General features: G+C 69.0%; 23 protein-coding genes. 13 read left to right on the plus strand and 10 right to left on the minus strand.

Annotation, left to right across the window (positions count from 1 at the left end):
• Positions 1-83: 83 nt before the first annotated feature.
• The 3 genes from BDI24065_RS05880 to BDI24065_RS05890 form a co-directional block, all read right to left on the minus strand.
• Positions 84-1,319 (minus strand): NADH:flavin oxidoreductase, encoded by a 1,236-nt coding sequence (locus BDI24065_RS05880; protein ID WP_175030419.1) that lies wholly within the window; start codon positions 1,317-1,319, stop codon positions 84-86.
• A 250-nt stretch (positions 1,320-1,569) separates the two neighbouring features.
• Positions 1,570-2,694 carry a bifunctional 3,4-dihydroxy-2-butanone-4-phosphate synthase/GTP cyclohydrolase II gene (gene ribBA / locus BDI24065_RS05885; RefSeq protein ID WP_175030420.1) on the minus strand — a complete coding sequence of 375 codons (1,125 nt, stop codon included), beginning with the start codon at positions 2,692-2,694 and terminating at the stop codon, positions 1,570-1,572.
• Positions 2,691-3,629 (minus strand): alpha/beta hydrolase, encoded by a 939-nt coding sequence (locus BDI24065_RS05890; RefSeq protein ID WP_175030421.1) that lies wholly within the window; start codon positions 3,627-3,629, stop codon positions 2,691-2,693. Before BDI24065_RS05890 ends, ribBA begins: the two co-directional genes overlap by 4 nt.
• A gap of 281 nt (positions 3,630-3,910) precedes the next feature.
• Here BDI24065_RS05890 and BDI24065_RS05895 point away from each other — a divergent pair, with 281 nt between their 5' ends.
• Complete coding sequence (locus BDI24065_RS05895) at positions 3,911-5,101, plus strand: helix-turn-helix transcriptional regulator (protein WP_175030422.1); 1,191 nt, start codon at positions 3,911-3,913, stop codon at positions 5,099-5,101.
• A 196-nt stretch (positions 5,102-5,297) separates the two neighbouring features.
• Here BDI24065_RS05895 and BDI24065_RS05900 read toward each other — a convergent pair whose 3' ends face one another.
• Together BDI24065_RS05900 and BDI24065_RS05905 are read right to left on the minus strand one after the other, a co-directional pair.
• A complete protein-coding gene (locus tag BDI24065_RS05900) occupies positions 5,298-5,963 on the minus strand; it encodes a cation diffusion facilitator family transporter (protein WP_175030423.1) in 666 nt (221 codons plus the stop codon).
• Positions 5,964-6,056: 93 nt separating this feature from the next.
• Entirely contained in the window at positions 6,057-6,953 is an 897-nt protein-coding gene (locus tag BDI24065_RS05905; RefSeq protein ID WP_175030424.1) for a LysR family transcriptional regulator, read from the minus strand.
• Between the two features lie 123 nt (positions 6,954-7,076).
• Here BDI24065_RS05905 and BDI24065_RS05910 point away from each other — a divergent pair, with 123 nt between their 5' ends.
• The 4 genes from BDI24065_RS05910 to BDI24065_RS05925 all read left to right on the plus strand — a co-directional run bounded on the left by BDI24065_RS05910 (position 7,077) and on the right by BDI24065_RS05925 (position 11,621).
• Positions 7,077-8,372 (plus strand): MFS transporter, encoded by a 1,296-nt coding sequence (locus BDI24065_RS05910; protein WP_175030425.1) that lies wholly within the window; start codon positions 7,077-7,079, stop codon positions 8,370-8,372.
• Between the two features lie 67 nt (positions 8,373-8,439).
• Positions 8,440-9,330 carry an amidohydrolase family protein gene (locus BDI24065_RS05915; protein WP_175030426.1) on the plus strand — a complete coding sequence of 297 codons (891 nt, stop codon included), beginning with the start codon at positions 8,440-8,442 and terminating at the stop codon, positions 9,328-9,330.
• Between the two features lie 8 nt (positions 9,331-9,338).
• Positions 9,339-10,226 (plus strand): isocitrate lyase/PEP mutase family protein, encoded by an 888-nt coding sequence (locus BDI24065_RS05920; RefSeq protein ID WP_175030427.1) that lies wholly within the window; start codon positions 9,339-9,341, stop codon positions 10,224-10,226.
• 66 nt (positions 10,227-10,292) lie between these two features.
• Positions 10,293-11,621 carry an MFS transporter gene (locus BDI24065_RS05925; protein ID WP_175030428.1) on the plus strand — a complete coding sequence of 443 codons (1,329 nt, stop codon included), beginning with the start codon at positions 10,293-10,295 and terminating at the stop codon, positions 11,619-11,621.
• A 15-nt stretch (positions 11,622-11,636) separates the two neighbouring features.
• On the opposite strand, the gene BDI24065_RS05930 is transcribed toward BDI24065_RS05925, so the two are convergent.
• From BDI24065_RS05930 to BDI24065_RS05945, 4 genes are all read right to left on the minus strand, one after another.
• A complete protein-coding gene (locus tag BDI24065_RS05930; RefSeq protein ID WP_254609689.1) occupies positions 11,637-11,852 on the minus strand; it encodes a hypothetical protein in 216 nt (71 codons plus the stop codon).
• A 2-nt stretch (positions 11,853-11,854) separates the two neighbouring features.
• Positions 11,855-12,226 carry a DUF4156 domain-containing protein gene (locus BDI24065_RS05935; protein ID WP_175030429.1) on the minus strand — a complete coding sequence of 124 codons (372 nt, stop codon included), beginning with the start codon at positions 12,224-12,226 and terminating at the stop codon, positions 11,855-11,857.
• A 207-nt stretch (positions 12,227-12,433) separates the two neighbouring features.
• A complete protein-coding gene (locus BDI24065_RS05940; RefSeq protein WP_175030430.1) occupies positions 12,434-13,081 on the minus strand; it encodes a response regulator in 648 nt (215 codons plus the stop codon).
• On the minus strand, positions 13,078-14,535 hold the full coding sequence (locus BDI24065_RS05945) for a sensor histidine kinase (RefSeq protein WP_175030431.1): 1,458 nt from the start codon (positions 14,533-14,535) through the stop codon (positions 13,078-13,080). Before BDI24065_RS05945 ends, BDI24065_RS05940 begins: the two co-directional genes overlap by 4 nt.
• Before the next feature lie 309 nt (positions 14,536-14,844).
• On the opposite strand from BDI24065_RS05945, the gene BDI24065_RS05950 reads away from it, so the two are divergent.
• Positions 14,845-15,864 carry a DNA-binding protein gene (locus BDI24065_RS05950; protein WP_175030432.1) on the plus strand — a complete coding sequence of 340 codons (1,020 nt, stop codon included), beginning with the start codon at positions 14,845-14,847 and terminating at the stop codon, positions 15,862-15,864.
• Between the two features lie 117 nt (positions 15,865-15,981).
• On the opposite strand, the gene BDI24065_RS05955 is transcribed toward BDI24065_RS05950, so the two are convergent.
• Entirely contained in the window at positions 15,982-17,553 is a 1,572-nt protein-coding gene (locus tag BDI24065_RS05955; protein WP_175030433.1) for a hypothetical protein, read from the minus strand.
• Between the two features lie 307 nt (positions 17,554-17,860).
• Here BDI24065_RS05955 and BDI24065_RS05960 point away from each other — a divergent pair, with 307 nt between their 5' ends.
• From BDI24065_RS05960 to BDI24065_RS05990, 7 genes are all read left to right on the plus strand, one after another.
• Complete coding sequence (locus BDI24065_RS05960) at positions 17,861-18,481, plus strand: TetR/AcrR family transcriptional regulator (protein WP_175030434.1); 621 nt, start codon at positions 17,861-17,863, stop codon at positions 18,479-18,481.
• A 234-nt stretch (positions 18,482-18,715) separates the two neighbouring features.
• A complete protein-coding gene (locus BDI24065_RS05965; protein ID WP_175030435.1) occupies positions 18,716-19,774 on the plus strand; it encodes an NADP-dependent oxidoreductase in 1,059 nt (352 codons plus the stop codon).
• A 107-nt stretch (positions 19,775-19,881) separates the two neighbouring features.
• Entirely contained in the window at positions 19,882-20,181 is a 300-nt protein-coding gene (locus BDI24065_RS05970) for a putative quinol monooxygenase (protein ID WP_175030436.1), read from the plus strand.
• Positions 20,182-20,324: 143 nt separating this feature from the next.
• Positions 20,325-20,780, plus strand: coding sequence for a (2Fe-2S)-binding protein (locus tag BDI24065_RS05975; RefSeq protein ID WP_043183740.1), 456 nt, complete (start codon positions 20,325-20,327; stop codon positions 20,778-20,780).
• Between the two features lies 1 nt (position 20,781).
• Positions 20,782-23,004 carry a xanthine dehydrogenase family protein molybdopterin-binding subunit gene (locus tag BDI24065_RS05980; protein ID WP_175030437.1) on the plus strand — a complete coding sequence of 741 codons (2,223 nt, stop codon included), beginning with the start codon at positions 20,782-20,784 and terminating at the stop codon, positions 23,002-23,004.
• 15 nt (positions 23,005-23,019) lie between these two features.
• Positions 23,020-24,318, plus strand: a complete 1,299-nt coding sequence (locus BDI24065_RS05985) for a cytochrome c (protein ID WP_175030438.1) — start codon at positions 23,020-23,022, stop codon at positions 24,316-24,318.
• A gap of 151 nt (positions 24,319-24,469) precedes the next feature.
• Entirely contained in the window at positions 24,470-25,915 is a 1,446-nt protein-coding gene (locus BDI24065_RS05990; RefSeq protein ID WP_175030439.1) for an NAD-dependent succinate-semialdehyde dehydrogenase, read from the plus strand.
• Positions 25,916-26,275: the final 360 nt, after the last annotated feature.

Consider the following 26,275-nt stretch of genomic DNA (forward strand, 5'->3'; position numbering starts at 1 on the left):
CAGGCATCAGGCATCAAGCGTCGGGCATCAAGCGTCGGGCATCAAGCGTCGGGCCTCGGGCATCACGCGTTGCACGGCAAGCGTCACGCGCCCACGGCCGGCACACGGTTCGGCGCGGGGTCGTTCGGCTCGCGCAGCACGCACGCGGTGCCGCCCGGCGTGTACATCGACACGACGCAGCGGTTGCACGACGTGCAGCCCGACTGCGCGAGCCGGCCGTCGCGCAACCCGTTGACGAAATCCGGCTCGAACACGAGCGCCCGTGCGAGCGCGACCGCGTCGAAGCCCTCGCGCATCGCCAGCTCGACGTTCTCGCGCGACCGTACGCCGCCGAGGTAAGCGAGCGGCATCCTGACGGCCGCGCGCACCTTCTTCGAGTGCTCGAGGAAATACATCTCGCGAAACGCGCCCATCTTCGGCTCGGTGAGCTTCTGCAGAGCCATTGCCGTGCGCACGATCGCGTTGTCGGCGTTCGCGCGCGCATCGCCGGGCAACGGGCTGCCGAACAGCTGCCACACCGATTCGACGTTCATCCCGCCGCTCAGCACGAGCAGGTGCGCACCTTCGGCCTCGAGCCGCCGCGCGATTTCGGATGCATCTTCGGCCGTCCCACCGCCGCGCACGCCTTCGGTCACGCCGATCTTGCAGACGACGGCGAGATCGCGGCCCACCGCATCGAGCACGCTGCGCAGTACCTCGACCGGGAACGTAGCGCGCCGTGCCGCGTCGCCGCCGTATGCATCGCGGCGGCGGTTGTACAGCGGCGACAGGAACTGGCTGAGCAGATAGCCGTGCCCCATGTGGATCTCGACCGCATCGAAGCCGGCGTCGCGCGCATGGCGTGCGGCCTGCGCAAATTCAGCGGCGATGGCCGACATCTGGTCGCGCGTCATTGCCTGCTTCAGGAAGCGGCCGCTCATCACGCCGACCTTGTTGAAGCCGCCCGATGCGCTCAACGGCCGTTTGGTCGATAGCGACGGCAGGAACGTGAAGCAGCCGCCATGCGTGATCTGCGCGGACGCGGCGGCGCCGTGGCGATGGACGGCGTCGGTCAGCGCGCGGAACTGGCGGACCGTCGGCACGTCGAGCTGCGCCTGATCGACGAACGTGCGGCCGTCGTCGCTGATCGCGCAGTACGCGACGGTCGTCAGCGCGGCACCGCCTTCGGCGATGCGTTCGTGAAAGCGGACGAGCGCGCGCGACGGCACACCGTTCGGCGTCATGCCCTCGTTGGTGGCGGACTTGATCAGGCGGTTGCGCAGCGTCAGCGGGCCGATCTGCAGCGGGCTGAACGCGGTCGTGAGATCGGCGGATTCCATGTTTGGGGGCGGGCGTCGGGAATGGACACAGCGACCATTGTGCGGCGGTGGCGCGGGCGCGCATCGTCCGGGTGGACGAGCCGTCATACAAGGGCGGAGGAGGGTCGCCATCCAGTTGGACAAGAACGGCGGCATGCGTCGACGAGATACAGCCCCGGGGCTGTATCTCCTGAAAGCAAGCGATTGCTTGTCATGTCGTACCCGATGACCCCTCGGGCACCGGTGCCGCGCGTCACCCGGCGCCCGAACCTCACGCCGCCCGCAGCGGGTTCGCGTGCCCACCCCGCACGCTTTCCGGATCGTCGTCGCCGAGCGGAATGAACGCCATGATCTCCAGGTCGTGCCCCGACAACGCGGGCAGCCGGAACGGGCTCGACAGCACGTTCAGCCGCCGCACGCCGAGCTCGCGCAGGATCTGCGAGCCGATCCCCGTCACGCGTCCGTCGCGGCGCGCATGGCCGGCCGGCACCCGCATGGCGTCACCGCGCATGTCGCAGTCGAGCAGCACGGCCACCCCGCAGCCGGCCGCGTCGATCCGTTGCAGCGCGGCATGCAGCGGCCACGAGTGCGCGGACGGCTCCGCATCGAGCAGGTCGAGCAGCGAATGGCATTCGTGCACGCGCGTCAGCACCGGCGTCGACGGATCGGGCTCGCCGCGCACGAGCGCGAGATGCGGCGCTCCGTGCACGGTGTCGCGATACTCGATCGCGCGGAATCGTCCCCACGGCGTATGCAGCGGCCGCTCGCCGACGCGTTCGACGAGCGATTCGTGCTCGCGGCGGTAGTGGATCAGGTCGGCGATCGTGCCGATCTTCAGCCCGTGGTGCTCGGCGAACGCCTTCAGCTCGGGCAGCCGCGCCATCGTGCCGTCGTCGTTCATCACCTCGCAGATCACCGACGCGGGCGTGAGCCCGGCAAGCGCCGCGAGATCGCAGCCCGCCTCGGTATGCCCCGCACGCACGAGCACGCCGCCCGGGCGCGCGGCGATCGGGAATACGTGGCCGGGCTGCACGAGATCGTCCGGGCGGGCACCGGCACGCACCGCCGCGCGGATCGTGTGTGCGCGATCGGCCGCCGAAATGCCGGTCGTCACGCCTTCGGCCGCCTCGATGCTGACGGTGAACGCGGTGCCGAACGGCGTGCCGTTGTGATCGGCCATCGGCGGCAGCTTCAGTTGCTCGCAACGCTCGGCGGTCAGCGTCAGGCAGATCAGCCCGCGCCCGAAGCGCGCCATGAAATTGATCGCGTCGGGTGTCACGTGATCGGCCGCGATCACGAGATCGCCTTCGTTCTCGCGATCCTCTTCGTCGACGAGCAGGACCATCCGGCCCACCCGCAGCTCGTCGACAATCTCCAGCGTGCCGGCGAGCGTCATGGTGCCTCCGTCGCATCGAACGCGCGGCGCAGTGCGTCCGCGCCGAAGGTCAGCACGCGGTCGGCCGCATCGATCGCGCCGAGCATGCTCGCGAAACCATGAAGCTGGCCGGGCCAACGCACGAGCGTCACCGGCGTGCCGGCCTGCGCAAGACGCAGCGCATACGCTTCGGCCTCGTCGCGCAGCGGATCGAATTCGGCGCTGACGATCGTCGCCGGTGCGGCGCCCGCGACGTCCGGCGCGGCGAGCGGGCTGGCGAGCGGCGACGCGCGATCGGCGCCGTCGTCGAAATAGTGCTGCTTGAACCAGCGCATCATGTCCGCCGTCAGGAAATAGCCGTCGCCGAGCGTTTCGTACGACGGATGCTCGGTCGCGCAATCGACGACCGGATACAGCAGCAACTGGTGCGCGATCGCGATGCCCGAGCCCCGCAACTGCAGCGCGGCGACCGCCGCGAGATTGCCGCCGGCGCTGTCGCCGGCGACCGCCACCGCGCCGGCGCGCGCACCGAGATCGCGCGCACTGGCGGCGGCCCAGCGCACGGCGTCGCATGCGTCATGCGCGGCGGCCGGGAAACGCGCCTCGGGCGCAAGCCGGTAGTCGACGGACAGCACGAGCGTGCGCGCACGGGCCGCGAGGCTGCGGCACAGGTTCGCGTGCGAATCGATGCCGCACGCCACGAAGCCGCCGCCGTGGAAGAACACGGTCAGCGGCAACGGCCCGTCGGCAGCGGGGCGATACAACCGTGCGGACAACTGACGGCCCGACGCGGGAATCTGCCAGTCCTCTTCGGCGGCGACGGCATCGCCCGGGGCGAACGCGCCGCCGGCGGCAAGACTCGCGCGATACGCGGGAACGGTGAGCTGCGCGAAATCGATCGCGGGTGCCTGGGCGAACGCGGCGAGCAGCGCCTGCGCCTGTGGGTCGAGCGGCATGGGGACTCCTGTCTGAATCGGATGCGGGTTGAATCAGGTAAACCCGTGTCGCGGTTTTCCCTGAGTCCGAGCCGGACGCTTGCCGGCACGGCCTGACGGGCATTCCAGCGCAGCGGACAGGGCGCCACATCATCCGATCGGACGATGGTTCGTTCGCCCGGATGGCCAATTCTCACCATTCAGTAAATCTCCCGATGACGCCGGAATTTAGACGCGTCTTAATCATGGCGGCGCGGTTGAGTCGCGTCGGAAACATGTCGTATGGAGGATGGAGCGTGCTGATGGAGACGAGATGGGCTCCGCAAGAGAGCCAGGCAACCAGTGACGAGGCCGACATCGGCGTCGCGGATTTCAGCGAGCTGATGGCGCGCATCTACCAGGGGCCGCTGGAGACGCCGCCGTGGGCCGGTGCGCTCGAACTGGTCCGCCGCTGGCTGCAGGCGAACTACGTGACGCTGATCCTGCGCGCGGCCGCGAGCGACCGTCGCGCGCCGCTGTCCGTGCACGCATCGGAATTCGGCCCGGTCGTCCCGGGCGACGGCGAGGCGTCGTACAACAACTACTACTATTCGCTCGACCCGTTCGTCGGCCTGCCGGCGGATCGCGTGGTCACGGTCGACGACGTGTTCGGCGACACGGGCTGGCTGTCGAGCGAGTTGTACAAGCAGTTCCTGAAGCCGCAGGACGTGCGCTATATCCTCGGCGCCGACCTGCGCACGTCGTCGGGCGTCGAGTGCCGCTTCCGCGTGTGCCGCAACCATGCGTCGAAGCAGTTTTCCGCGCGCGACAAGGCGATCTGCGCGTTGCTGCTGCCGCACCTGAAGCGCGCGGTGGAACTGCATTCGCGGCTCGACACGGCCGAGGTCGAGCGCTCGATCTATGCGAACGCGATCAACCGGATGCAGATCGGCACGATCACGCTCGACGAGAACGGCGCGATCATCGACCTGAACAGCGTCGCCGACGAGATCCTCAAGCAGAACAACGGTCTGACGATTGCACGCGGCACGATCGAGGCGACCGACGCGCAAGAGAACCGCACGCTGAAGCGGTTGATTCGCCACGCGGTGATGGGGCACCACGGCACGGCCGCGGCGACCGTCGAGGCGATGCCGATCACGCGCAGCTTCGACAAGCCGCGTCTCGGGCTGCTGGTGCGCACGGTGCTGCTGTCCGACTGGTCGGAGGACAACAAGCGGCGGCCGGCCGTCACGCTGTTCCTGCGCGACCCCGACCGCAAGCCGCAGGGTGCGCAGGAAATCATCCGCAAGCTGTTCGACCTGACGCCTGCGGAGACGTCGCTCGCGCTGCTGCTGACGAACGGGCTGACGCTCGAAGAGGCCGCGGAGGAATCGGGGATCAGCAAGAACACGGCGCGTACGCATCTGCGCGCGATCTTTTCGAAGACGGGCGTCACGCGCCAGGCGACGCTCGTACGGATTCTGCTCGGGAGCGTCGTGCCGCTCGGCTAAGCGACAACCGAGGTCGATGCATCGGAACCGGTCGCATTCGTCTGGCGATACATCGACATGGGTCGACGTGGCGCGCGCCGCAGGATCGCGGCGACATCATGCAAAAGAGGCTCGCACGGCGCGAGCCTCTTTTTCGTTCAGCGGGGCTGCTAGCGGCAGTCGCTACCCGCCCGATGCACGGCGATGCCGCCCGCATTCACGAGCCGCGCGTCGACCGACCCGCCCATGCCGACAACGCCGGCCATTGCGCACAGCCGCGCCGGATGAAACCGGCGCCCGTGCGGATCACGAGCGCGCCGATCGCGAGCGCGGCCAGATCGTCGAGACGGCCGAAACCGGCCAGCGCCGCGCTCATCGCGAGCGCCGCCAGCAACGACGACAGCGCATCGGTCCGGACATGCCAGCCGCTCGCCTCGAGCAGCGCGGAGCCCGTCTCGCGCGCCTTGCGCAGCATCCAGTGCGACAGCCCGGCCTTGCCGGCGAGCGTGACGGCGACGAGCGCGAGCGTCGTCGCGCCCGGCTGCACGACGGGCGGCGCGGCGAAACGGTTCGCCGCGTGCCAGATCATTTGCGCGCCGGTCACGACGAGCAACGTGCCGAGGCCCGCGAGCGCGAGCGGCTCGTAGGTCGGGCGCCGCTCCGGCGGCAGGCGCGCGTCGAGCCGGCATGCGACGAGGATCAGCGCGTCGGCCGCGAGATCGATTGCCGCGTGTGCGACGTCCGCGAGCAACCCCGACGAATGCGCGGACCATGCGGCGACCATTTCGACGGTGAGCAGCAGCAGGTTGATCGCGAGGCTGACGGCGAGGGCGCGGGACGTGGCCGCATAAACGTGGGGCGTGGCGCGCGACGTGCGCTGCATGGCGGATTCGTCTGTCGATAGCGTGGGTCAGACCCGAACGCTACCGGTCGACGGTGGCAGATCCATGACAGGTGCCGGGCGCGGCCCGGCCGGTCAGCGCGGCACGTCCGCCGACGGCAGCAGCGCGGCGAAGCGATCCGCGAGCGTCGGGCGCGACCGCGCGGGCCAGATCGCGCTGAGTTCGAACAGCGGCAGCGCACCGCCGTCGCGGATGGTGCTGTAGGCGACGCCTTCGAACGCGAACGTATGGATCGAATGCGGCAGCAGCGACACGCCGCATCCGGCGGCGACGCACGAGACCACGGTGAGCGTGCGGTTCACGTCGAGCACGATGTCGACCGGGTGGCCGGCCTGCCGGAACGCACTCAGGATGCCCGCGCGGATCAGCGGCAACTGGTCGTGCGGAAACCATACGAGGCCGGCGCCGGCGAGATCCTGCAGCGTGACCGTGCCGTCGGGCTGGCGCCGGAAATCGTTCGGCAGCACGGCAACGAGCGGGTCGCGCCGGATCAGCTTCTCGCGCATCCGGCCGTTGACGGGGACCGGCGTATGCAGCAGGCCGATATCGATCTCGCCGCGCTCGAGCGCGATCGCCTGCTCGGCATTGCTCATCTCGCGCATCACGAGTTCGACGTCGGGCGTGCTTTCGCGCAGCGCGCGGATCGTGCGCGGCAGCGTGTCGAACAGCGCGGCGCTGACGAACCCGATCGTCAGGCGTCCGGCGCGCTGCGCGCCGATCTCGCCGGCCCGGTGCGCGGCCGCGTCGAGGCGCGCGAGGCTGAGGCGCAGGTCGTCGACCATCGCGAGGCCGGCCGCCGTCAGCGTGGCCCCGCGCCGCGAGCGATCGAACAGCCGGACACCGAGTTCCTTCTCCATCCGGTTCAGCGCCTGGCTGAGCGCCGGCTGCGCAATGCCGAGCTCGTTGGCCGCGCGCGTGAAGCTGCCCGTATCGACGATCGCGAGGAAGTAGCGAACGTGCCTGATTTCCATAAGCTTGCGTTATGAATAATTATTCAAAACATAGTAGCGAATTATCTCCACGCTTCATAGGATGCTCATCGAGCCACCACATCCGGCGCCCGACGACGGAACGACTACACGAGGAGACCTGCATTGAACTGGACCCGCGAGCTATCGACGACCGAACGGCGCACGTTGCGCGGCTGCTTTGCCGGCTGGGCACTCGACGGGCTCGACACGCAGATGTTCAGCCTCGTGATCCCCGCGCTGCTCACGACCTGGGGCATCGGCAAGGGGCAGGCCGGCCTGATCGGCGGCGCGACGCTCGTGGCGGGTGCGCTCGGCGGGCTGCTGGCCGGCATGATCGCCGACCGCTACGGGCGCGTGCGGGCGCTGCAGATCACCGTGTGCTGGTTCTCGCTGTTCACGTTCCTGAGTGCGTTCGCGCAGAACTTCGAACAGTTGCTGGTGCTGAAGGCGCTGCAGGGGCTCGGATTCGGCGGCGAATGGACCGCCGGCGCCGTCTTGCTCGCCGAAACGGTCGGCGCGCGCCATCGCGGCAAGGCGATGGGCATCGTGCAGAGTGCATGGGGCTTCGGCTGGGGCGGGGCCGTGCTGCTGTACATGCTGGTGTTCGCCTGGCTGCCGGCCGAATGGGCGTGGCGCGTGCTGTTCGCGATCGGTGCGCTGCCCGCGTTGCTGGTGCTGTATATCCGCCGCGCGATTCCGGAGCCGCCGCGCGCGACGCCGGTCGATGCGTCGGTTCAGGCAACGGCCAGCGCCGACGACGGGCCGACGATCGGCATCTTCGATCGCTCCGTGGTGCGCGCGACGGTGGTCGGCGGGCTGATCGGCGTCGGCGCGCACGGCGGCTATCACGCGATCACGATCTGGCTGCCGACCTACCTGAAGACCGAGCGTCACCTGTCGGTGCTCGGCACCGGTGCGTATCTCGCGGTCGTGATCGTCGCGTTCATCTGCGGCTGCTTCCTCAGCGCGTACCTGCAGGACAAGATCGGCCGCCGCCGCAACGTGATGCTGTTCGCCGCGTGCTGTGCGGTGATGGTGAACCTGTACGTGTTCCTGCCGCTGAACGACGTCGCGATGCTGCTGCTCGGTTTCCCGCTCGGCCTGTTCTCGGCCGGCATCCCGGCGACGCTCGGCACGCTGTTCAACGAGCTTTACCCGCGCAACGTGCGCGGCCGCGGCGTCGGCTTTTGCTACAACTTCGGCCGCATCGTGTCGGCCGGCTTCCCGGTGCTGGTCGGGCGGATGGGTGAATCGCTGCCGCTCGGCACGGCACTCGGCATCGACGCGGGCATCGCCTACGGGCTGGTCGTGATCGCGGTGTGGTTCCTGCCCGAAACGGGCAGCCGCCGGCTGTCCGGCGCGGCGCCGGGCGGCGACGCGGATGCCGAAAGCCAGCCACGCGCCGAGGCGTCGCTATAGGTTTCGCCGCTTCACGCCATCGAATCGCCCGGCGGAGCATCGGCCGGGTGCCTGTTGCCCACTTGTCATGGATTGCCTCGTGAATCACCTCGTCGAACAGGTTCGGGCCGCGCCGTCAGTGGACGCGTGGTACGCCGGGGACCCCGCCGTCGTCGCCGTCGATGCGCATGCGCACGTGTTCGCGCGCGGCCTGCCGCTCGCGCCCGTGGTCCGGCACGCACCCGACTACGACGCGTCGCTCGATACGTACGTCGCGCATCTCGCCGCACACGGCATCACGCACGCGGTGCTGGTGCAGCCGAGCTTCCTCGGCACCGACAACGCGTACTTCGTCGACGTGCTGCGCCGTTACCCGCGCCGCTTCCGCGGTGTCGCGATGGTCGATCCGGCGATTTCCGACAGCGATCTCGACGCACTCGACCAGGCTGGCGTGGTGGGGATGCGGCTGAACCTCGTCGGGCTGCCGATCCCGGATTTCGGTGCGCCCGTCTGGCGCGCGCTGTTCGCCCGCATCAACGCACTCGGCTGGCATGTCGAGATCCATCGCGGCATCGAAGATCTGCACGCGATCACCGCACCGCTGCTCGCGCAGTCGTGCACGCTGGTGATCGACCATTTCGGCCGCCCGTCGCCCGCGCTCGGCGAGCGCGCGCCCAGCTTCCGCCGCCTGCTGCTGCTCGCGGATACCGGCCGCGTCTGGGTCAAGCTGTCGGCCGCGTATCGCAACAGCGTGGCCGGCGACGGCGCGATCGACGCGTTTGGCGCCGCGCGCGCGCTGCGTACCGCGTTCACGGCCGAGCGGCTGGTGTGGGGCAGCGACTGGCCGCACACGCAGCATCGCGAGCGCGTCGATTTCGACGCGTCGGTGGCAGCGCTCGAGCGCTGGCTGCCCGACCCGGGCGAGCGCATGCGCGTGCTCCGCGATACGCCGCGCACCCTGTTTCGTTTCGACCAATGAGGCCCCGCATGTCAGATCACACCGCACTTCGTCGCGCCGGGTTCCGGCGCAGCATCGCCGCCCGCCAGGGGCTGCTCGTCGCCGGCACGTTCAACGCGCTCAGCGCCAGGGTCGCGGCCGATCTCGGCTTCGGCGCGCTGTACCTGAGCGGCGCCGGCGTCACCAACATGTCGCTCGGTTTGCCCGATCTCGGCTTTGTCGGGCTCGGCGAGCTGGCCGAGCACACCGCACGCGTGCGCGATGCGGTCGACCTGCCGCTGATGGTCGATGCCGATACGGGCTTCGGCAATGCGCTGAACGTGCTGCACACCGTGCGCACGCTCGAGCGCAGCGGCGCCGACGCGATCCAGCTCGAGGATCAGGTGCTGCCGAAGAAATGCGGCCATTTCGCGGGCAAGGAAGTGATTCCGGCCGGCGAGATGGTCGGCAAGCTGCAGGCGGCGGTCGACGCGCGCGTGGATCCCAACCTGCTGATCGTCGCGCGTACCGATGCGGCCGCGGTCCACGGCATCGACGACGCGATCGAGCGTGCGCACCGTTACGCGGAAGCGGGGGCCGACGTGCTGTTCATCGAGGCGATGGACACGCCGGAGGACGTCGAGCGGCTGCCGGCACTGTTCGACACGCCTCAGCTCATCAACATCGTGATCGGCGGCAAGACGCCGACGCGCTCGCGCGACGACCTGGCGCGCCTCGGCTACGGCGTGGTGCTGTACGCGAACGCGGCGCTGCAGGGCGCGGTGCGCGGGATGCAGGCCGCGCTGACGGTGCTGCGCGATACGGGGCGGCTCGACGAGGATCCCGCGCTCGTCGCACCGTTCGCCGAACGGCAGCGGCTCGTCGACAAGGCGCGCTTCGACGCACTCGACGCCCGCTACGGGGCAGATCGCGCGTAAGCGCGCCGGCGCACGGGCGGCAAGGACGACCGCCCGGCACACCTTCGCCAGGACAGGAGACAACCCGTGGCAACTTCCCCTACCGGAGCGGCCGGCGAGCCGCCGCGCATCGGTTCGATCGTCGGCGGCCTGGCCGGCAACCTGATCGAGTGGTACGACTTTCTCGCATACAGCATCTTCTCGATCTACTTCGCGCCGGCGTTCTTTCCGGCCGACCGGCCGACCGTGCAACTGATGAACACCGCGGCGATCGCTGCCGTCGGATACATCGCGCGGCCGGCGGGCAGCTGGCTCGTCGGCCTGTATGCGGACCGGCGCGGACGCAAGGCCGCGCTGACGAAATCGGTGCTCGCGATGTGCGCGGGATCGATGCTGATCGCCGTCACGCCCGGCTACGCGACGATCGGCGTGCTCGCACCGGCGCTGCTCGTCGCCGCGCGGCTGCTGCAGGGGCTCAGCATGGGCGGCGAATACGGCACCAGCGCGACCTACCTGAGCGAGATCGCGCCGCCGAACCGGCGCGGCTTCTACGTCGGCTTCCTGCAGGTGAGCGTGGTCGCCGGCCAGCTCGTCGCGCTCGGCCTGATGCTCGCGATGCAGCGGATCTTCGCCGGCACGCACGACCTCGAACGCTGGGGCTGGCGGATTCCATTCTTCGTCGGCGGCGTGCTCGCGCTGTTCGCGCTCTACATGCGCCGCAACGTCGTCGAGAGCGACGCGTTCATCGCCAGCCGGGCGCGCGCGGCGAAGACGCGCATCACGGCCGACCTCGCGGCGCACTGGCGCGAACTGCTGCTCGCGATCGGCATCACGGTCGGCGGCACCGTCGCGTTCTACACGTACACGGTCTACATGCAGAAATACCTCGTCAACTCGGTCGGGCTGCACAAGGAAACGGCGACCTGGATCTGCACCGCCGCGCTGCTGCTGTACATGCCGCTGCAGCCGCTGTTCGGCCTCGTGTCGGATCGCGTCGGCCGCCGGCCGGTGCTGCTGTGGTTCGGGATCGGCGGCACGCTGCTGTCCGTGCCGATCTTCACGACGCTCGGGCACGTGCACGAGCCGCTCGCCGCGTTCGCGCTGGTGTTCGCGGGGCTGGTCGTGCTGAGCGGCTTCACGTCGGTGCACATGCTGGTCAAGGCCGAGCTGTTTCCGCCGCAAATCCGCGCGCTGGCAGTCGGGCTGCCTTATGCGCTGACGACGGCGATCCTCGGCGGCACGACCGAGTTCGTCGCACTGCGGCTGAAGGCGAACGGCAACGAGACGATGTTCTTCTGGTACGTCGCCGCGTGCGCGGCGATTTCGCTGCTCGTGTACTGGCGGATGCCGGAGACGCACCCGGCGAAGCGCGAACGCGCGTCACGGGCGGCGGTCGCCGCGCCGGCGTCGCGCTGAATCGGCGCCGGCGCGCTACGGTGTCCGTTGCGCCGGGAATGGCGCGACGGGCGTCCCGGTGCCGGCAGCGACCGTTTCCGGCATGTCGTCCGGCCAGGACGCGGCGCACTGCATCCCGGGCGGCGGCGCCGGCAAGCCGCCCGGCATGACGGCTTCGTTGCCGTCGCGGCCGCAGCCGGGCAACCAGCCGGACACGCCGAGGCTCCAGATCAAGGTCGCAAAGAGGCGCATCGTCACGCTCCGGCGCCCGGGCAGCGATAGACGCTGCCGGTCAGCGTGACGCCCGTCTGCCGCAGATAGCCGCCTTCGCTGCCGTCGAAACTCCCGCTCTGCACGCCGCGTTGCGTGAGCAGCACCACGACGTTGCCGCCCAGCGCGGCCGCGCGGTTCTTCAGGTCGTTGCGCGCGCCGGTCTCGAGCGTCGCGTCCGGGATGAAGCCGCCGGTCAGGAAGTTGCCGCGGCTGCCCGTCACGTCGCCGAGGTGACGGCAGTTTCCGCCGGGGTCGCGCATGACGATGCGCACGTCGCGGCCGGCGGCGGAAAGCTCGAGCGGCGCGCACGCCGCCAGCACGACAGGGAGGAGCAGCAGCCAGACCGGTCTCATGTTTCCGCCGAAACGAATGCGCTCGATCGCGCGACAGCGCCACTTTAGAGATGCTGCCGCGCCGGCACATCGGGCGAAGGTCGTGTGCTCGAGCGGGAAACATGCGACCAAAGTCGCAGACGGTGCGTATCGTCCGGGCGAGCGCACGGCACGGCCATGCCGGACGGGAAGCGGGAAGCGTCGCCGACGCGCTGCCGGCAGCGGAAATCAGGACTTCGGCGCCATCAGTCCTTCCCGCCACGCGAGCGCGACGGCTTGCGTGCGATCGGACAGATGCAGCTTCGACATCACGTTGCCGAGATGCGTCTTGACGGTCTTTTCCGTAATGCCGAGCGTCGCGGCGATGCGCGCATTGCTGCCGCCTTCGGCGAGGCAGCGCAGCACTTCCAGTTCGCGCGCGGTCAGTGCGGCAAACGGGCTGCGCGGGGGCTTGCGCAACGCGCCGATCATGCGCTGCGCGATGCCGGGGTGCAGCGTCGGTTCGCCGTGGACGGCCGCATGGATCGCCTGCAGCAGACGCTCGCCGCGCATCGATTTCAGCAGGAACGAATCGGCGCCGGCGTCGATCGCGGCGACGGCCAGCGCATCGTCGTCCGACGAAGTCAGCACCATGATGTGCGTATCGGCGCTCGCTGCCCGGATCGCACGAATGGCGGCCGGCACGCCGGCGTGCCCCATGCCGGGCATCATCAGGTCGAGCAGCAGCACGTCGGGGCGATGCGCGCGCACCTGCTCGATCGTCGACGCGCCGTCGTCCGTTTCCGCGACGATCTCGAACGACGCATCGAGCCGCAGCAGCCCGCGGATGCCTTCGCGCACGACCGCGTGGTCGTCGGCAATCAGGATGGTGGTCATGCCATCTCCAACGGATTGAAATGGACGGTCACGCACGTGCCGTCCGCGCCCGACGCGATGTCGAGCATGCCGCCGGGCAGCGCATCGGCGCGCCAGCGCAGGTTGCCAAGCCCCATGCCGACCGGCACGGCGGCCGGGTCGAAGCCGCTGCCGTCGTCGCGCACGACCCAGCGCCAGCACGACGCCGGTGCGCCGGAAGGCGCACGCACGGCATCGCCCGGTTCGCACACGATGTCGATACGCCGGCAGCCGCTATGGCGCAATGCATTCGCGGCGGCCTCGTGGGTGATCATCAGCAGTTCGTGTGCGGCTGCCGGATGGGCGTCGAGCGCATGCGCAGCGCCTTCCGGCAGATCGAGCGACCAGTCGATGCCCGAGCCGGCCAGCAGGTCGTGCACCGCCTGAGAAACGGCCGTGCGCAGGCCATCCTCGGCAATCGCGGGCAGGCTGAAGCCGGTCACCACGTTGTCGAGATCCTGCTGCAGGTGATCGGCCAGACGCCGCGCCGCGCCGACGGTCGGCAACAGGTCGGGGTGGCGCTGCGCCTCGTACTCCAGCTCGGTCAGCTTGAGGCCGAGCACGAAGCTGCGCTGCTTCGCGGTGTCGTGCAGGTCGCGCGCGATCCGCGTGCGCTCGACCGACACCGCGAGCGCCTTCTGCATCCCGAACGCACGCGCGAGCGCATCGGCCATCCGGTTGAAATGCGCGGCCAGTGCGCCGAGTTCGTCGCGCGACGTGTCGGCGATCCGTGCCGACAGGTCGCCGGCCGCCCAGCGATCGGCCGCGGCCGTCATCCGCCGGACGCGCCGCACCAGCAACCAGACCAGCAGCCCCGCGAAGCTCGCGCCCATCGCGCCCAGATACAGCACGGTGCGCATCAGGTCGTACGCGGACGCATCGTCCGCGATCTCGTAGTGCAACTGCCAGCCCGGCCAGTAATGGACGCCGATCCGCGCGATGGCGCCGCCCGCCAGCGCGACGGGCGTGACGATGGCCCAGTCGCCGTCGCGGCGCAGCATCGTGTCGGGCACAGCCGGATCGGCCGGTGCGGCTGCGAACGTGTCGGCCAGCAACGCCGACGCGGCCGGCGCGGTTGCACATCCGGTGCCATCCGGTCGCGCAATGCGCACCTGCAGCCGGCCGGCGCCGAAGAAGCCCATCATCGGCGCGAAGTCCATCACGTCGCGCGCGCCGACCCGCGCGATCTGCCAGAACAGCGCGTCGGCCGCCGCGCGGCATGCAACCGGGTCGCGCAGGTCGACGGCGCCGGCTGCGGCGGCCAGTGCAGGGCGGTCGAGGTTGCCGAGAAACCGGCGGATATCGCTTTCGGCATGCGCGCGCCATAGCACGCTCGTCAGCACCGACGACAGCACCATCGCCACGAACCCCACGACGATGAACGTCGGCACGAGCTTGATGAACAAGCCACGGAAGCCGATCCGGAATGTGCGCAACGCGGGCTCCTCGTCCTTCTGTTGTTCGCTGACGCAGCGGAGGGATACCGACGGCGCCGCGAAGCAGGGCGGCCGGCTTTCAATCGGGCAATGGTGACGGTTTTTTACGGTGACTGCAGAGGCGTTTTTGTGCGCAGGCGGGCTGGGGCGGGGACGAGAGGCGGGGCATTGCGCTCGACGATTTCATGCGCGGAACCGAGCCCCACCATCTCGACATTATAGAAATAATGTCAAATCTCACGCCCTGAAAAATTGGATATTTAACGGTTTACGTTATATTATTTACGAAATTACCGACCCAACCCCGTCATGTCCGATCTCGCTACCGACGACGCCCGCCTGACCGCCGAAATCGAGCGCCTCAAGGCCGACTTCCCGAAAACCCGCGAGCTGTATCGCGAAGCCTGCGCGCTGCTGTTCTTCCGCTTCGGCATCACGCCCACCGCGAACCGCCTGTACCAGCTTGTCCGCAAGGGCAGCATGAGCACGCCGACGGCCGTCCTCGGCGAGTTCTGGGCCGAGTTGCGGGAAAAGAGTCGTGTCCGCATCGAACATCCCGACCTGCCGGCCGATCTGCAGGCGGCCGCCGGTGAACTGGTCGCGGCGCTCTGGAGTCGGTCGAGCACCGACGCGGCCGCCGCACTCGATGCCCTGCGCGCGGAGGTCGAAGCCGAGCGGGCGGCCGCGAAAGCGGAAGTCGCGGCGCTGCAGGCCGAGCTGGCCCGTACCGAAACCGCGCTGGAGCAACGCACGGCCGCGCTGCTGGCCGCGCAGGTGCGCATTCAGGAACTGGAGCAGGCGAGGGCGGCCGACGACGCATCGCGGCAAGCGCTGCAAGCGGATATCGAACGCCTCACGGCCGACAACGCGGAAGGCGACCGCGCACTCGCGCAGGCACGCGCGGATTTCACGACGCAGCTCGACCGGCTGCGCGACGACGCCGGCCGGGCCGAGGAACGCTTGCGCGCGTCGGAGAAGCGGGCGCTTCAGGAAATCGATCGCGAGCGGCTCGCGGCCGCGCGGCTGCAAAAGGAACTCGATGCGATGGCATCGCGCGCGGAGCAACGCGATGCGCAGCAGCGCAAGGACGTGGGCGCGCTGCAGGCGCAGCTGGGCGACGCGCTGCATCGATGCGGCGTGCTGCAGGGGCAGCTCGACGGCGCGCAGGCGACCGATGCGGCACGGAGCAAGGAACTCGATGCGCTGCGACGTGAGATGACGGTGCTCGCGCGTCGGTCGCCGCTGCGTGGCGCCAAGGCAGCGCCGGCCACTCAACGGGACGAGCGGCGGGCGCGCACGCGAAAGCGCGCCGACGAAGCGCCGCGCTGACGGCGAAACCGCAAGCGTGCGTCAGCAGATGGTGACGCACGCCGTGAGCCCGAAAGCGGGGAAGCAAGCAGCGGGTATGGCTACACCTTCAACCGCTCGCCCACCCACCGATACCAATCAGCTCGACACATACCGCGAAGGCAGCGCCGGCGCGTCCGCCGGAATCGTGACGAGCGACGTGTTCAGCCAGCCCTGCGGCGACCCGTTCGACTGCGCATAGGCGCCGACGTACGGCATCATCCGCGTCGTCTGATAGACCTGCGGCGTCCACCCGGCGGGCGCGAGGAAGATCGACGTCGCGCGCTTTTCGCTATACGCGGATGCCCCATACGTCGAGATGTTCCACAGCGTCTGTTGATACGTCGCATAGTCGGCGTTGTGCCGCGACCCGCCGGCCTGCCAGCCTTCGAGCTGGATGAACGTGTTGTACGTGCCGGCACCCGCGAGCAGGTTGTTCACCGTGCGCCCGTACAGGAACGACAGGAACAGCCCGCAGTTCGCCGGCGCGAAATCACTGCCGACGCTCAGGTAATAGCGGCCGGTCGTGTTCAGGACCGACGCGTAGTGCGAGTTGCCGATATCCGTCGACGTCGTCAGCCCGCTCGCGCCCATGAAGCTGTCGAACGCCTGCATCGTGACACCCGCCGGCAGGTCGCTCGCCGCGCTGATCGCGACGATATGCGAGCCGGCCGCGAGCAGCGTCAGGAACGCGGACAGCGTGCCCGGGATCCAGTTGCCCTGCGCATCGGCGAACGGAAACGCGCGATAGCCCGTCAGCGCGAACACCGCCGGATCGGTGCCGGCCTGCCACGCGATCTGCGGCACCCACATCGTCAGCGGGCCGGCGCTCGATGCGCCGGACACGTACTGGTTCAACGCGTCGATGAGCTGCGCATCGGCAGCGGGCAGCACGCCATACGCCGCGCCGTTCTGCCAGCGCTGCACCCATTGCGCGACGAAGCCTGCGAGCTGGCCGCCGGTGAAGTCGGCAGGCGGCACATAGCCGAGCGGGCCGGTGCTTTGGTACGCGGACTGGATGGCCGCGGCCGTGCGCACGTTGCTGCCGAACATGCTGTTCGCGAAATCCTGGCAGTTGTTGGCCGGCGGCGTCGCGAGTTGCGAGAGCGGGACGACCCACGCGCCGTTCGCGGTCGGCACACCGCGATACAGCGTGAGATTCGCGACCGAGTCGTGACCGGGAAACGTCGCGGCATCGGCGCCCGACACGTAGCCGGCCGACGGCGTGACGCTGACCGTGGTCGGTTGCGACCCGAACGGATGCGTGTACGCGACCGCAAACGATGCGTCGCCGCCGGCAAGGCTGAACGAGCCCGTGCAGTCGCCCCAGCTGTTCGACGCGCTGACGGCGGTCGATTGCCCGGTCGCAACCTGCGTTTGTGACGCCTGCGGCAGCGAGCCGCTCTGGCTCGCCGCGTTGCCGTACGCGAGCGTCGTCGACGGAATCGCGTTGACGACGTTGATCGTGATCGAGCGGTCGGCGATGCCGTAGTTGCGCGTGGATGCATCCGCTGCGCCGGCGGCGGCGAACGACGACGCGGACGTCGGGCTGCCGTCGCCGCCGCAGGCGGCCAGCGTGCCGACGAGCGGCGACAGGGTCAGCGCGGCGCCGCGCTGGATGAAGCGCCGGCGGTTCGGCGCGGACGGGCGTGCGGGTTTCGAAGCGGTCATGGGCGTTCCTGGTCACGGGTTCGGGAGGCGTCAACGACGATCCGGCGCATTGCACACGTGTGCAATGCCGGCCGGAAAGACCCGATCGCCGGCACATGCGCCGCGCGTATTTATGCGGGAGATCGATGAAACGCCCGCGACGAAACCGAGTCGTGCGTGTGACGCCCCACATGCGCCGGAGCGGGAAAAGCGGGAGGAATGCCGGCGCGACGTTTGGGCGCTTGGCGGGGATCGGGTAAAGTGCCGCTCAACATGCCGGATCGACGTTACTAGACGACCGGTCTAATCGTTGCTAACATACGCCATCATGAATGCATCTTCAGGCGCGGAAGTCCGCCAGCACATCCTGGATATCGCGAAGCCGATCATGCTCCACAAGGGGTTTTCGGCGGTCGGTCTGAACGAGATTCTCGCCGCGGCGGGCATCCCGAAGGGCTCGTTCTACCATTACTTCGGCTCGAAAGAGGCATTCGGCGAAGCGCTGCTCGAATCGTATTTCGACGGCTATCTCGCGCATCTCGACAACCTGCTCAAGCACCAGGCCGGCACCGGCGCCGAGCGCCTGATGACGTACTGGCGCAACTGGCTGCACACGCAATGCGCGGACGATCCGGAAGGCAAGTGCCTCGCGGTGAAGCTCGGCGCGGAAGTGTCGGATCTGTCGGAGGCGATGCGCGCAGTGCTGCGGCAGGGCACGAGCCAGATCATCGAGCGGCTCGCGGGCGGTATCGAGGCCGGGCTGGCCGACGGTTCGCTGAGCGGGGTCGCCGATCCGGCGCATACGGCCGCGATCCTCTACGAGCTGTGGCTGGGCGCGACGCTGCTGGAAAAGATTCACCGCAACCGCAAGCCGCTCGAAAGGGCGATGGTCGAAACGCGGCGCATGCTGAACCTGCCGCCGCTCGAGCCGAGCGGTGCGCAGTCGTAACCTGGGCGCGCATCGGCGCGCCTTGTTTTTACCCTGATTCTAGACGACTGGTCTACTCAAATACGCATGACGAACGTGCCACGCCGCGTTACGCTGTCCCGATTGATTCAACCGCACGTATGCAGCCGCGACGGCCTGAGCGCCGATGCTGCCGCCCGCGTGCGTCTCCCGCTGGTCCATTCCTGATCCGATCGTGCCCACGAAGCACGTCCATTCCTGTTGACGGAGGCTCACATGCCGCAAAGCAAGACCGCAAACCGCCAGATCATCCTGAATTCGCGCCCGGTCGGCGCGCCGACGCCGGACAACTTCCGCACCGAATCCGCTGACGTGCCGACGCCCGGCGCCGGCCAGGTGCTGCTGCGCACGGTCTGGTTGTCGCTCGACCCGTACATGCGCGGCCGGATGAGCGACGCGCCGTCCTATGCGCCGCCGGCCGAACTCGGCCAGCCGATGGTCGGCGGCACGGTCAGCCGCGTCGTGGCGTCGAACCTGCCGGCGTTCCGCGAAGGCGATCTCGTCGTCGCCGGGGCCGGCTGGCAAGACTATGCGCTGTCCGACGGACGCGACCTGATTCCGCTCGGCCGCGACTTCGCCCATCCTTCTTACGCACTCGGCGTGCTCGGCATGCCGGGCTTCACCGCCTATACGGGGCTGCTGAAGATCGGCGAGCCGAAAGCCGGTGAAACCGTGGTCGTCGCGGCGGCGAGCGGGGCAGTCGGCGCGGTGGTCGGCCAGATCGCGAAGCTGAAGGGCTGCCGCGTGGTCGGCGTCGCGGGCGGTGCCGACAAGTGCGCGTACGTGACCGACACGCTCGGTTTCGACGCGTGCGTCGACCATCGCGACCCGGCGTTTGCCGCGAAGCTGAAGGACGCGTGCCCGAACGGCATCGACATCTATTTCGAGAACGTCGGCGGGGCCGTGTTCGACGCGGTGTGGCCGCTGCTCAACGACCATGCGCGCGTGCCGGTATGCGGGATCATCGCGCACTACAACGACGCGGCCTACGACGACAAGGCCGTGTCGACCGGCCGCGACCGCGTGCCGGCACTGATGGGCACGATCCTGCGCAAGCGCATCCGGATGCAGGGTTTCATCATCCTGGATCACTATGCGACCGGCTATGCGCCGTTCATGAAGGAAATGAGCGAATGGGTCGCGCAGGGCAAGGTGAAGACGCTCGAGGACGTCGTCCCCGATCTCGCCGATGCGCCTGACGCGCTGATCGGCTTGCTTGCCGGCAAGAACTTCGGCAAGGTCGTCGTGCGCGTGGGCCCGGACGAACTGGCCTGACACGACGGTACCGGCTTGCAGCATTGACCGGCCGCCCGCCGGCGTGACATGCGTTGCATGACGCCGGCGGGCGGCTTTCCCGATTCCGTTTCGATAGGAGTGACAAGATGGCGCTGCACGTGATTGCTTCCCTGTTCCTGAAACCCGAACACGCGGAGGCCGCCGAGGCGGAACTGCGCAGCATGGTCGCGAAGACGCGTACCGAACCGGGCAACCGGCGCTACGACCTGTTCCGCGAGCAGGACGGCTCGCCGAACCTGCACCTGTACGAGATCTACGACGACCAGGCGGCTTTCGACGCGCACCTCGCGAGCCCGTATTTCGGCGAATTCCGTGCGAAGTCGGCCGACTGGTTCACCGCGCCGCCGGTCATCAAGGTGCTGTCGGGTATCGACGTCGCCGAGTAAGCAAGCAGCAGCACCGTCGCGGCTCGCCCCCACCCGGGCCGCACGGCACCCGCCGCACGGCGTGCGGCGGCGATGACAACATGACGACACCACGCGGCGCATCGTTCGCGTCGCTTCCCCAATACACCGGCCCCGGAGGCTGAATGATCACCCTCAACATCAACGGCGAAACCCGCTCGGTCGACGCCCCCGACGACATGCCCTTGCTCTGGGTGCTGCGCGACGTCGTCGGCCTGACCGGCACGAAGTTCGGCTGCGGGATCGCCCAGTGCGGCGCGTGCACCGTGCATCTCGACGGCGTCGCCGCGCGCTCGTGCGTGCTGCCGGTCGCGGCCGTCGCGGGCCGCAAGATCACGACGATCGAAGCCGTCGGCGCGACGCCGGCCGGCCACAAGGTCCAGCAGGCGTGGCGCGAGCTCGACGTCGTCCAGTGCGGCTACTGCCAGTCGGGACAGGTGATGGCCGCCACCGCGCTGATCGCGTCGAACCCGAACCCGAGCGACGCCGACATCGACGCGGCGATGGCCGGCAATATCTGCCGCTGCGGCACGTACAACCGGATTCGCGCGGCCGTGAAGCAAGCCGCGAAGGAGGCCTGACATGTCCCGAGGACTGATAGAAGCAGGTCGGGCCGGCGCGGGCGTGTCGCGCCGTTCGTTCCTCAAGCTCGGCATGTCGCTGGGCGCGGCGGCCGGCGGCGGCCTGCTGCTCGGCTTCAGCCTGCCGGCCGCGGGCGACGATGCGCGCCGTTCGGTAATCGGCGGCGACGGCGATGAAACCGCGCGCGCGGGCGTGTTCGCACCGAATGCGTTCGTGCAGATCGACCGCGCCGGCAAGGTCACGCTGGTGATGCCGAAGGTCGAGATGGGGCAAGGCGTCTATACGGCGCTGCCGATGCTGATCGCGGAAGAGCTCGAAGTGCCGCTGTCGAGCGTGACGCTCGACCATGCGCCGCCGAACGAGAAGCTGTTCCTCGATCCGCTGCTCGGCGGCCAGCTCACTGGCGGCTCGACGTCGGTGCGCTATGCGTGGGAACCGCTGCGCCGTGCAGGCGCGACCGCACGGACGCTGCTGGTCGCGGCCGCCGCGAAGCAATGGAACGTCGATCCGGCATCCTGCCGCGCCGCGAACGGCGAAGTGCAGCATCCGCCGAGCGGCCGGCGCGCGTCGTACGGCCAGCTCGCCGATGCGGCGGCCAGGCTGCCGGTGCCGAAGGACGTCGCGCTGAAGAAGCCGGCGGATTTCAAGCTGATCGGCACGCCCGCGAAGCGGCTCGATTCGCCGGAGAAGGTCGACGGCACCGCGCAGTTCGGGCTCGACGTGCGCCTGCCCGGCATGCTGTACGCGGTGATCGTGAACAGCCCGGTGTTCGGCGGCACGGTCGCGAGCGTCGACGACACGGCTGCGAAGAAGATCCCCGGCGTGCGCCAGGTGGTGCGCGTCGACAACGCGGTGGCGGTGGTCGGCGATCACACGTGGGCCGCGAAGCGCGGCGCGTCGGCACTGGTCGTGAAGTGGAACGAGGGTGCGGGCGCCAAGGTCTCGACGAAGGACCTGTTCGCCGATCTCGCGCAGGCGGCGGCGAACGGCAAGGGCGCGGTCGCCCGCAAGGACGGCGACGTCGACAAGGCATTCGCGAATGCGAAGACGCGCGTCGACGCCGTCTACGAGCAGCCGCTGCTTGCCCACGCGACGATGGAACCGGTGAACTGCACGGTGCACGTGCGCGGCGACGGCTGCGAGATCTGGGTCGGCACGCAGGTGCCGACGCGGGCGCGCGATACCGTGCAGCAGCTCACAGGCCTCGCGCCCGACCGGATCGTCGTGCACAACCACCTGCTCGGCGGCGGGTTCGGCCGGCGGCTCGAGACGGACATGATCGGGCAGGCCGTGAAGGTCGGCAAACAGGTCAATGCACCGGTGAAGGTGGTCTGGACGCGCGAGGAAGACGTGCAGCACGACATGTACCGGCCGTGCTACTACGACAGGATCTCGGCCGGCCTCGACGCGAACGGCAAGCCGGTCGCGTGGCAGCACCGGATCGTCGGCTCGTCGATCATCGCGCGCTTCGCGCCGCCGGCGTTCCAGCACGGCGTCGATCCCGATGCGGTCGAGGTCGCGGCCGAGCTGCCGTATGACCTGCCGAACCAGCTGGTCGACTACGTGCGCCAGGAGCCGCGCCACGTGCCGACCGCGTTCTGGCGCGGCGTCGGCCCGACGCGCGGCACGTTCGTGGTCGAAAGCTTCATCGACGAACTGGCCGCGCAGACCAAGACCGATCCGGTGCAATACCGCCGTGCGCTGCTCGACAAGACGCCGCGCGCCCGCAACGTGCTCGACGTCGCGACGAAGGCGGCCGGCTGGGGCGGCCCGGCGTTGCCGACGGGGCAAGGGCGCGGCGTATCGGTGATGCACGCGTTCGGCAGCTTCTTCTCGATCGTCGTCGATGTCGCGGTGGATAACGGCGAGGTGCAGGTGAAGCGTGTCGTCTGTGCGGTCGATTGCGGGATGGTTGTGAACCCGAACACGATCGAGGCACAGGTGCAGGGCGGCATCATCTTCGGGATCACGGGCGCGCTGTACGGCGAGATCACGATCGAGGACGGCCGTGTCGTGCAGAGCAACTTCACCGATTACCGGATGCTGCGGATCAACGAGACGCCGCCGATCGACGTGCATCTGGTGAAAAGCGGTGAAGCGCCGGGCGGGATCGGCGAGCCGGGTACGGCCGCGACGGCCGCGGCCGTGGCGAACGCGATCTTCGCGGCGACCGGCAAGCGGCTGCGCAAGCTGCCGGTCGGCGACCAGCTGAAGACGGCTTGAGGGGAGGCGACGAACATGCAAAACCTCACCCTGAAAATGCTCGGCACGTCGTTGCTCACCGTGTCCGCGCTGCTGGCCGGCACGTTTGCGCATGCCGCGCAGACGGCGCCCGCCGACAGCGCGCTCGTCGCACGCGGTGCCTATCTCGCGAAAGCGGGCGACTGCGTCGCGTGCCACACCGCGCCGCGCGGCACGCCGTTCGCCGGCGGCCTGAAGATGGTCACGCCGATGGGCGCGATCTACACGACCAACATCACGCCCGATCCGGAGACAGGCATCGGCGGCTATACCGAAGCCGACTTCGCAAGCGCGCTGCGCAAGGGCGTCGCGAAGGACGGTCACAACCTGTATCCGGCGATGCCGTACCCGTCGTACGCGAAGCTGAAGGACGACGACGTGAAGGCGCTGTATGCGTACTTCATGCACGGCGTCGAACCGGTGAAGCAGGCGAACCGGCCGTCGGACATCCCGTGGCCGCTCAACATGCGCTGGCCGCTCGCGTTGTGGAACCTGGTGTTCCTCGACACGACGCCTTATGCCGACAAGCCGGCCAAGGACGTGGTGTGGAACCGCGGCGCGTATCTCGTGCAGGGGCTCGGGCACTGCGGGTCGTGCCACACGCCGCGCGGTGTCGGCTTCCAGGAGAAGGCGCTCGACGAAGGCGGCGCGGCGTTCCTGTCGGGCGCGCCGATCGACAACTGGTTTGCGTCGAACCTGACCGGCGAGCCCAACACGGGGCTCGGCCGCTGGAACGAGGCCGAGGTCGCGCAGTTCCTGAAGACCGGCGCGAACCGCCATGCGACCGCGTTCGGCTCGATGGTCAGCGTGATCAACCACAGCACGCAGGCGCTCTCCGACGACGATCTGGCGGCGATTTCCCGTTACCTGAAATCGCTGCCGGCCGCGGGCGGCACGGGCGCGCCGCCGTACAGCTACGATCCGAAGGCGACGCAGGTCGTGCTGGGCCGGCCGGCAGCCGATCCGGGCGCGAAGGTGTATAACGCTTACTGCCTGCATTGCCACGGCGCGGACGGGCGCGGTTATGCGCCGCTGCTCGCGCCGCTCGCCGGCAATCCGAACGTGCTCGAAGCCGATGCCGCGTCGCTGATCAACGTGACGCTGAACGGCAGCGAGACGCTCGTGATCGATGGCGTGCCGTCCGCGTATCCGATGCCGGCGTTCTCGAACCAGTTGAACGACCGGCAGATCGCCGACGTGCTGACCTTCATGCGCGCCGGCTGGAACAACGGCGCGCCGGCCGTGCAGGCGGCGGACGTCGCGAAACTCCGCAAGGCGACGGCGGCCGCGCGCTGAGCGCGGCCCCATGCGGAACGATGGCGGGCCGGCGTGCCCGCCGTCGATGCCGCCGGGTGCGTGCCTGCCCGGCGGCCTGGATTTTTCTGTCAACCGGCGCGCGGCCGTTCGCGGCAGCGCGCGTTTATCGACGCAATGTAGGGGTGTCTGGATGGCTAACGTGACTTATACGGATACGCAACTGCTGATCGACGGCGAGTGGGTCGATGCTGCGAGCGGCAAGACGATCGACGTCGTGAACCCGGCGACCGGCAAGCCGATCGGCAAGGTGGCCCACGCGGGCATCGCCGATCTCGACCGTGCGCTCGCCGCCGCGCAACGCGGCTTCGAAGCATGGCGCAAGGTGCCTGCGCACGAGCGCGCGGCGACGATGCGCAAGGCGGCCGCGCTGGTGCGCGAACGCGCCGACGCGATCGCGCAGCTGATGACGCAGGAACAGGGCAAGCCGCTCACCGAAGCGCGCGTCGAAGTGCTGTCGGCAGCGGACATCATCGAATGGTTCGCGGACGAAGGCCGCCGCGTGTACGGCCGGATCGTGCCGCCGCGCAACCTCGGCGCACAGCAGACGGTCGTGAAAGAGCCGGTCGGCCCGGTCGCCGCCTTCACGCCGTGGAATTTCCCGGTCAACCAGGTCGTACGCAAGCTGAGCGCTGCGCTGGCCACCGGCTGCTCGTTCCTCGTGAAGGCACCGGAAGAAACCCCCGCATCGCCGGCCGCGTTGCTGCGCGCCTTCGTCGACGCGGGCGTGCCGGCGGGCGTGATCGGCCTCGTGTACGGCGATCCGGCTGAAATCTCGTCGTACCTGATCCCGCACCCGGTGATCCGCAAGGTCACGTTCACGGGTTCGACGCCGGTCGGCAAGCAGCTCGCCGCGATGGCCGGCCTGCACATGAAGCGCGCAACGATGGAACTGGGCGGGCACGCGCCGGTGATCGTGGCCGAGGACGCCGACGTCGCGCTCGCGGTGAAGGCCGCCGGCGGCGCGAAGTTCCGCAACGCGGGGCAGGTCTGCATTTCGCCGACGCGCTTTCTCGTGCACAACAGCATCCGCGACGAATTCACGCGCGCGCTGGTCAAGCATGCCGAAGGGCTGAAGGTCGGCAACGGCCTCGAGGAAGGCACGACGCTCGGCGCGCTCGCGAACCCGCGCCGGCTGACCGCGATGGCGTCGGTCGTCGACAACGCGCGCAAGGTTGGCGCGAGCATCGAAACCGGCGGCGAGCGGATCGGCTCGGAAGGCAACTTCTTCGCGCCGACCGTGATCGCGAACGTGCCGCTCGAAGCGGACGTGTTCAACAACGAACCGTTCGGCCCGGTCGCGGCTGTCCGCGGTTTCGACAAGCTCGAAGACGCGATCGCGGAAGCGAACCGTTTGCCGTTCGGTCTGGCCGGCTACGCGTTCACGCGTTCGTTCGCGAACGTGCACCTGCTCACGCAGCGCCTCGAAGTCGGGATGCTGTGGATCAACCAGCCGGCAACGCCGTGGCCGGAAATGCCGTTCGGCGGCGTGAAGGATTCGGGCTACGGGTCGGAAGGCGGGCCGGAAGCGCTCGAGCCGTACCTCGTCACGAAGTCGGTGACGGTGATGGCCGTCTGACGGTCGTCGATCGATCGCGTGCGCGGCGCCGTTGGCGCCGTGCTTGCGATCGGCGCGGGCCGGGCGATACGCCTGGTCTCGCGCCGGTTTTTCCCTCCCGCCGTCCATTCGAACGGCAACCCGCCCGGCATTTCAATGTGCGTACCACTGCACATGGATTGTTTCAATTCGGTCATCGGCAACGACACACGCCGCGCCCCTCGGTGAATCGATGCCGGCACCCGATGCCCGCTCGAACGGCACATGATCCGCTCGACACCGCTCAGCTCACGTCGTCAGCCATCTGACAAGTACGGACAGCACCTCGTACCCGCGCGCCACACTTTTTGGTATAGGTTATTCATACGAAACCATAACAAC

Source organism: Burkholderia lata (genome assembly GCF_902499025.1).
Classification (GTDB): domain Bacteria; phylum Pseudomonadota; class Gammaproteobacteria; order Burkholderiales; family Burkholderiaceae; genus Burkholderia; species Burkholderia lata_C.

Bases quoted from the DNA above. Each gene is read 5' to 3' on its own strand.
- BDI24065_RS05915 (WP_175030426.1), top strand. From the start codon at position 8,440: ATGGATTGCCTCGTGAATCACCTCGTCGAACAGGTTCGGGCCGCGCCG.
- ribBA (WP_175030420.1), bottom strand. From the start codon at position 2,694: ATGACGCTCGCCGGCACGCTGGAGATTGTCGACGAGCTGCGGGTGGGC.
- BDI24065_RS05930 (WP_254609689.1), bottom strand. From the start codon at position 11,852: ATGCGCCTCTTTGCGACCTTGATCTGGAGCCTCGGCGTGTCCGGCTGG.
- BDI24065_RS05960 (WP_175030434.1), top strand. From the start codon at position 17,861: ATGAATGCATCTTCAGGCGCGGAAGTCCGCCAGCACATCCTGGATATC.
- BDI24065_RS05970 (WP_175030436.1), top strand. From the start codon at position 19,882: ATGGCGCTGCACGTGATTGCTTCCCTGTTCCTGAAACCCGAACACGCG.
- BDI24065_RS05940 (WP_175030430.1), bottom strand. From the start codon at position 13,081: ATGACCACCATCCTGATTGCCGACGACCACGCGGTCGTGCGCGAAGGC.
- BDI24065_RS05905 (WP_175030424.1), bottom strand. From the start codon at position 6,953: ATGGAAATCAGGCACGTTCGCTACTTCCTCGCGATCGTCGATACGGGC.
- BDI24065_RS05980 (WP_175030437.1), top strand. From the start codon at position 20,782: ATGTCCCGAGGACTGATAGAAGCAGGTCGGGCCGGCGCGGGCGTGTCG.
- BDI24065_RS05950 (WP_175030432.1), top strand. From the start codon at position 14,845: ATGTCCGATCTCGCTACCGACGACGCCCGCCTGACCGCCGAAATCGAG.
- BDI24065_RS05920 (WP_175030427.1), top strand. From the start codon at position 9,339: ATGTCAGATCACACCGCACTTCGTCGCGCCGGGTTCCGGCGCAGCATC.
- BDI24065_RS05880 (WP_175030419.1), bottom strand. From the start codon at position 1,319: ATGGAATCCGCCGATCTCACGACCGCGTTCAGCCCGCTGCAGATCGGC.
- BDI24065_RS05985 (WP_175030438.1), top strand. From the start codon at position 23,020: ATGCAAAACCTCACCCTGAAAATGCTCGGCACGTCGTTGCTCACCGTG.
- BDI24065_RS05975 (WP_043183740.1), top strand. From the start codon at position 20,325: ATGATCACCCTCAACATCAACGGCGAAACCCGCTCGGTCGACGCCCCC.
- BDI24065_RS05935 (WP_175030429.1), bottom strand. From the start codon at position 12,226: ATGAGACCGGTCTGGCTGCTGCTCCTCCCTGTCGTGCTGGCGGCGTGC.
- BDI24065_RS05895 (WP_175030422.1), top strand. From the start codon at position 3,911: ATGGAGACGAGATGGGCTCCGCAAGAGAGCCAGGCAACCAGTGACGAG.
- BDI24065_RS05900 (WP_175030423.1), bottom strand. From the start codon at position 5,963: ATGCAGCGCACGTCGCGCGCCACGCCCCACGTTTATGCGGCCACGTCC.
- BDI24065_RS05965 (WP_175030435.1), top strand. From the start codon at position 18,716: ATGCCGCAAAGCAAGACCGCAAACCGCCAGATCATCCTGAATTCGCGC.
- BDI24065_RS05890 (WP_175030421.1), bottom strand. From the start codon at position 3,629: ATGCCGCTCGACCCACAGGCGCAGGCGCTGCTCGCCGCGTTCGCCCAG.
- BDI24065_RS05955 (WP_175030433.1), bottom strand. From the start codon at position 17,553: ATGACCGCTTCGAAACCCGCACGCCCGTCCGCGCCGAACCGCCGGCGC.
- BDI24065_RS05990 (WP_175030439.1), top strand. From the start codon at position 24,470: ATGGCTAACGTGACTTATACGGATACGCAACTGCTGATCGACGGCGAG.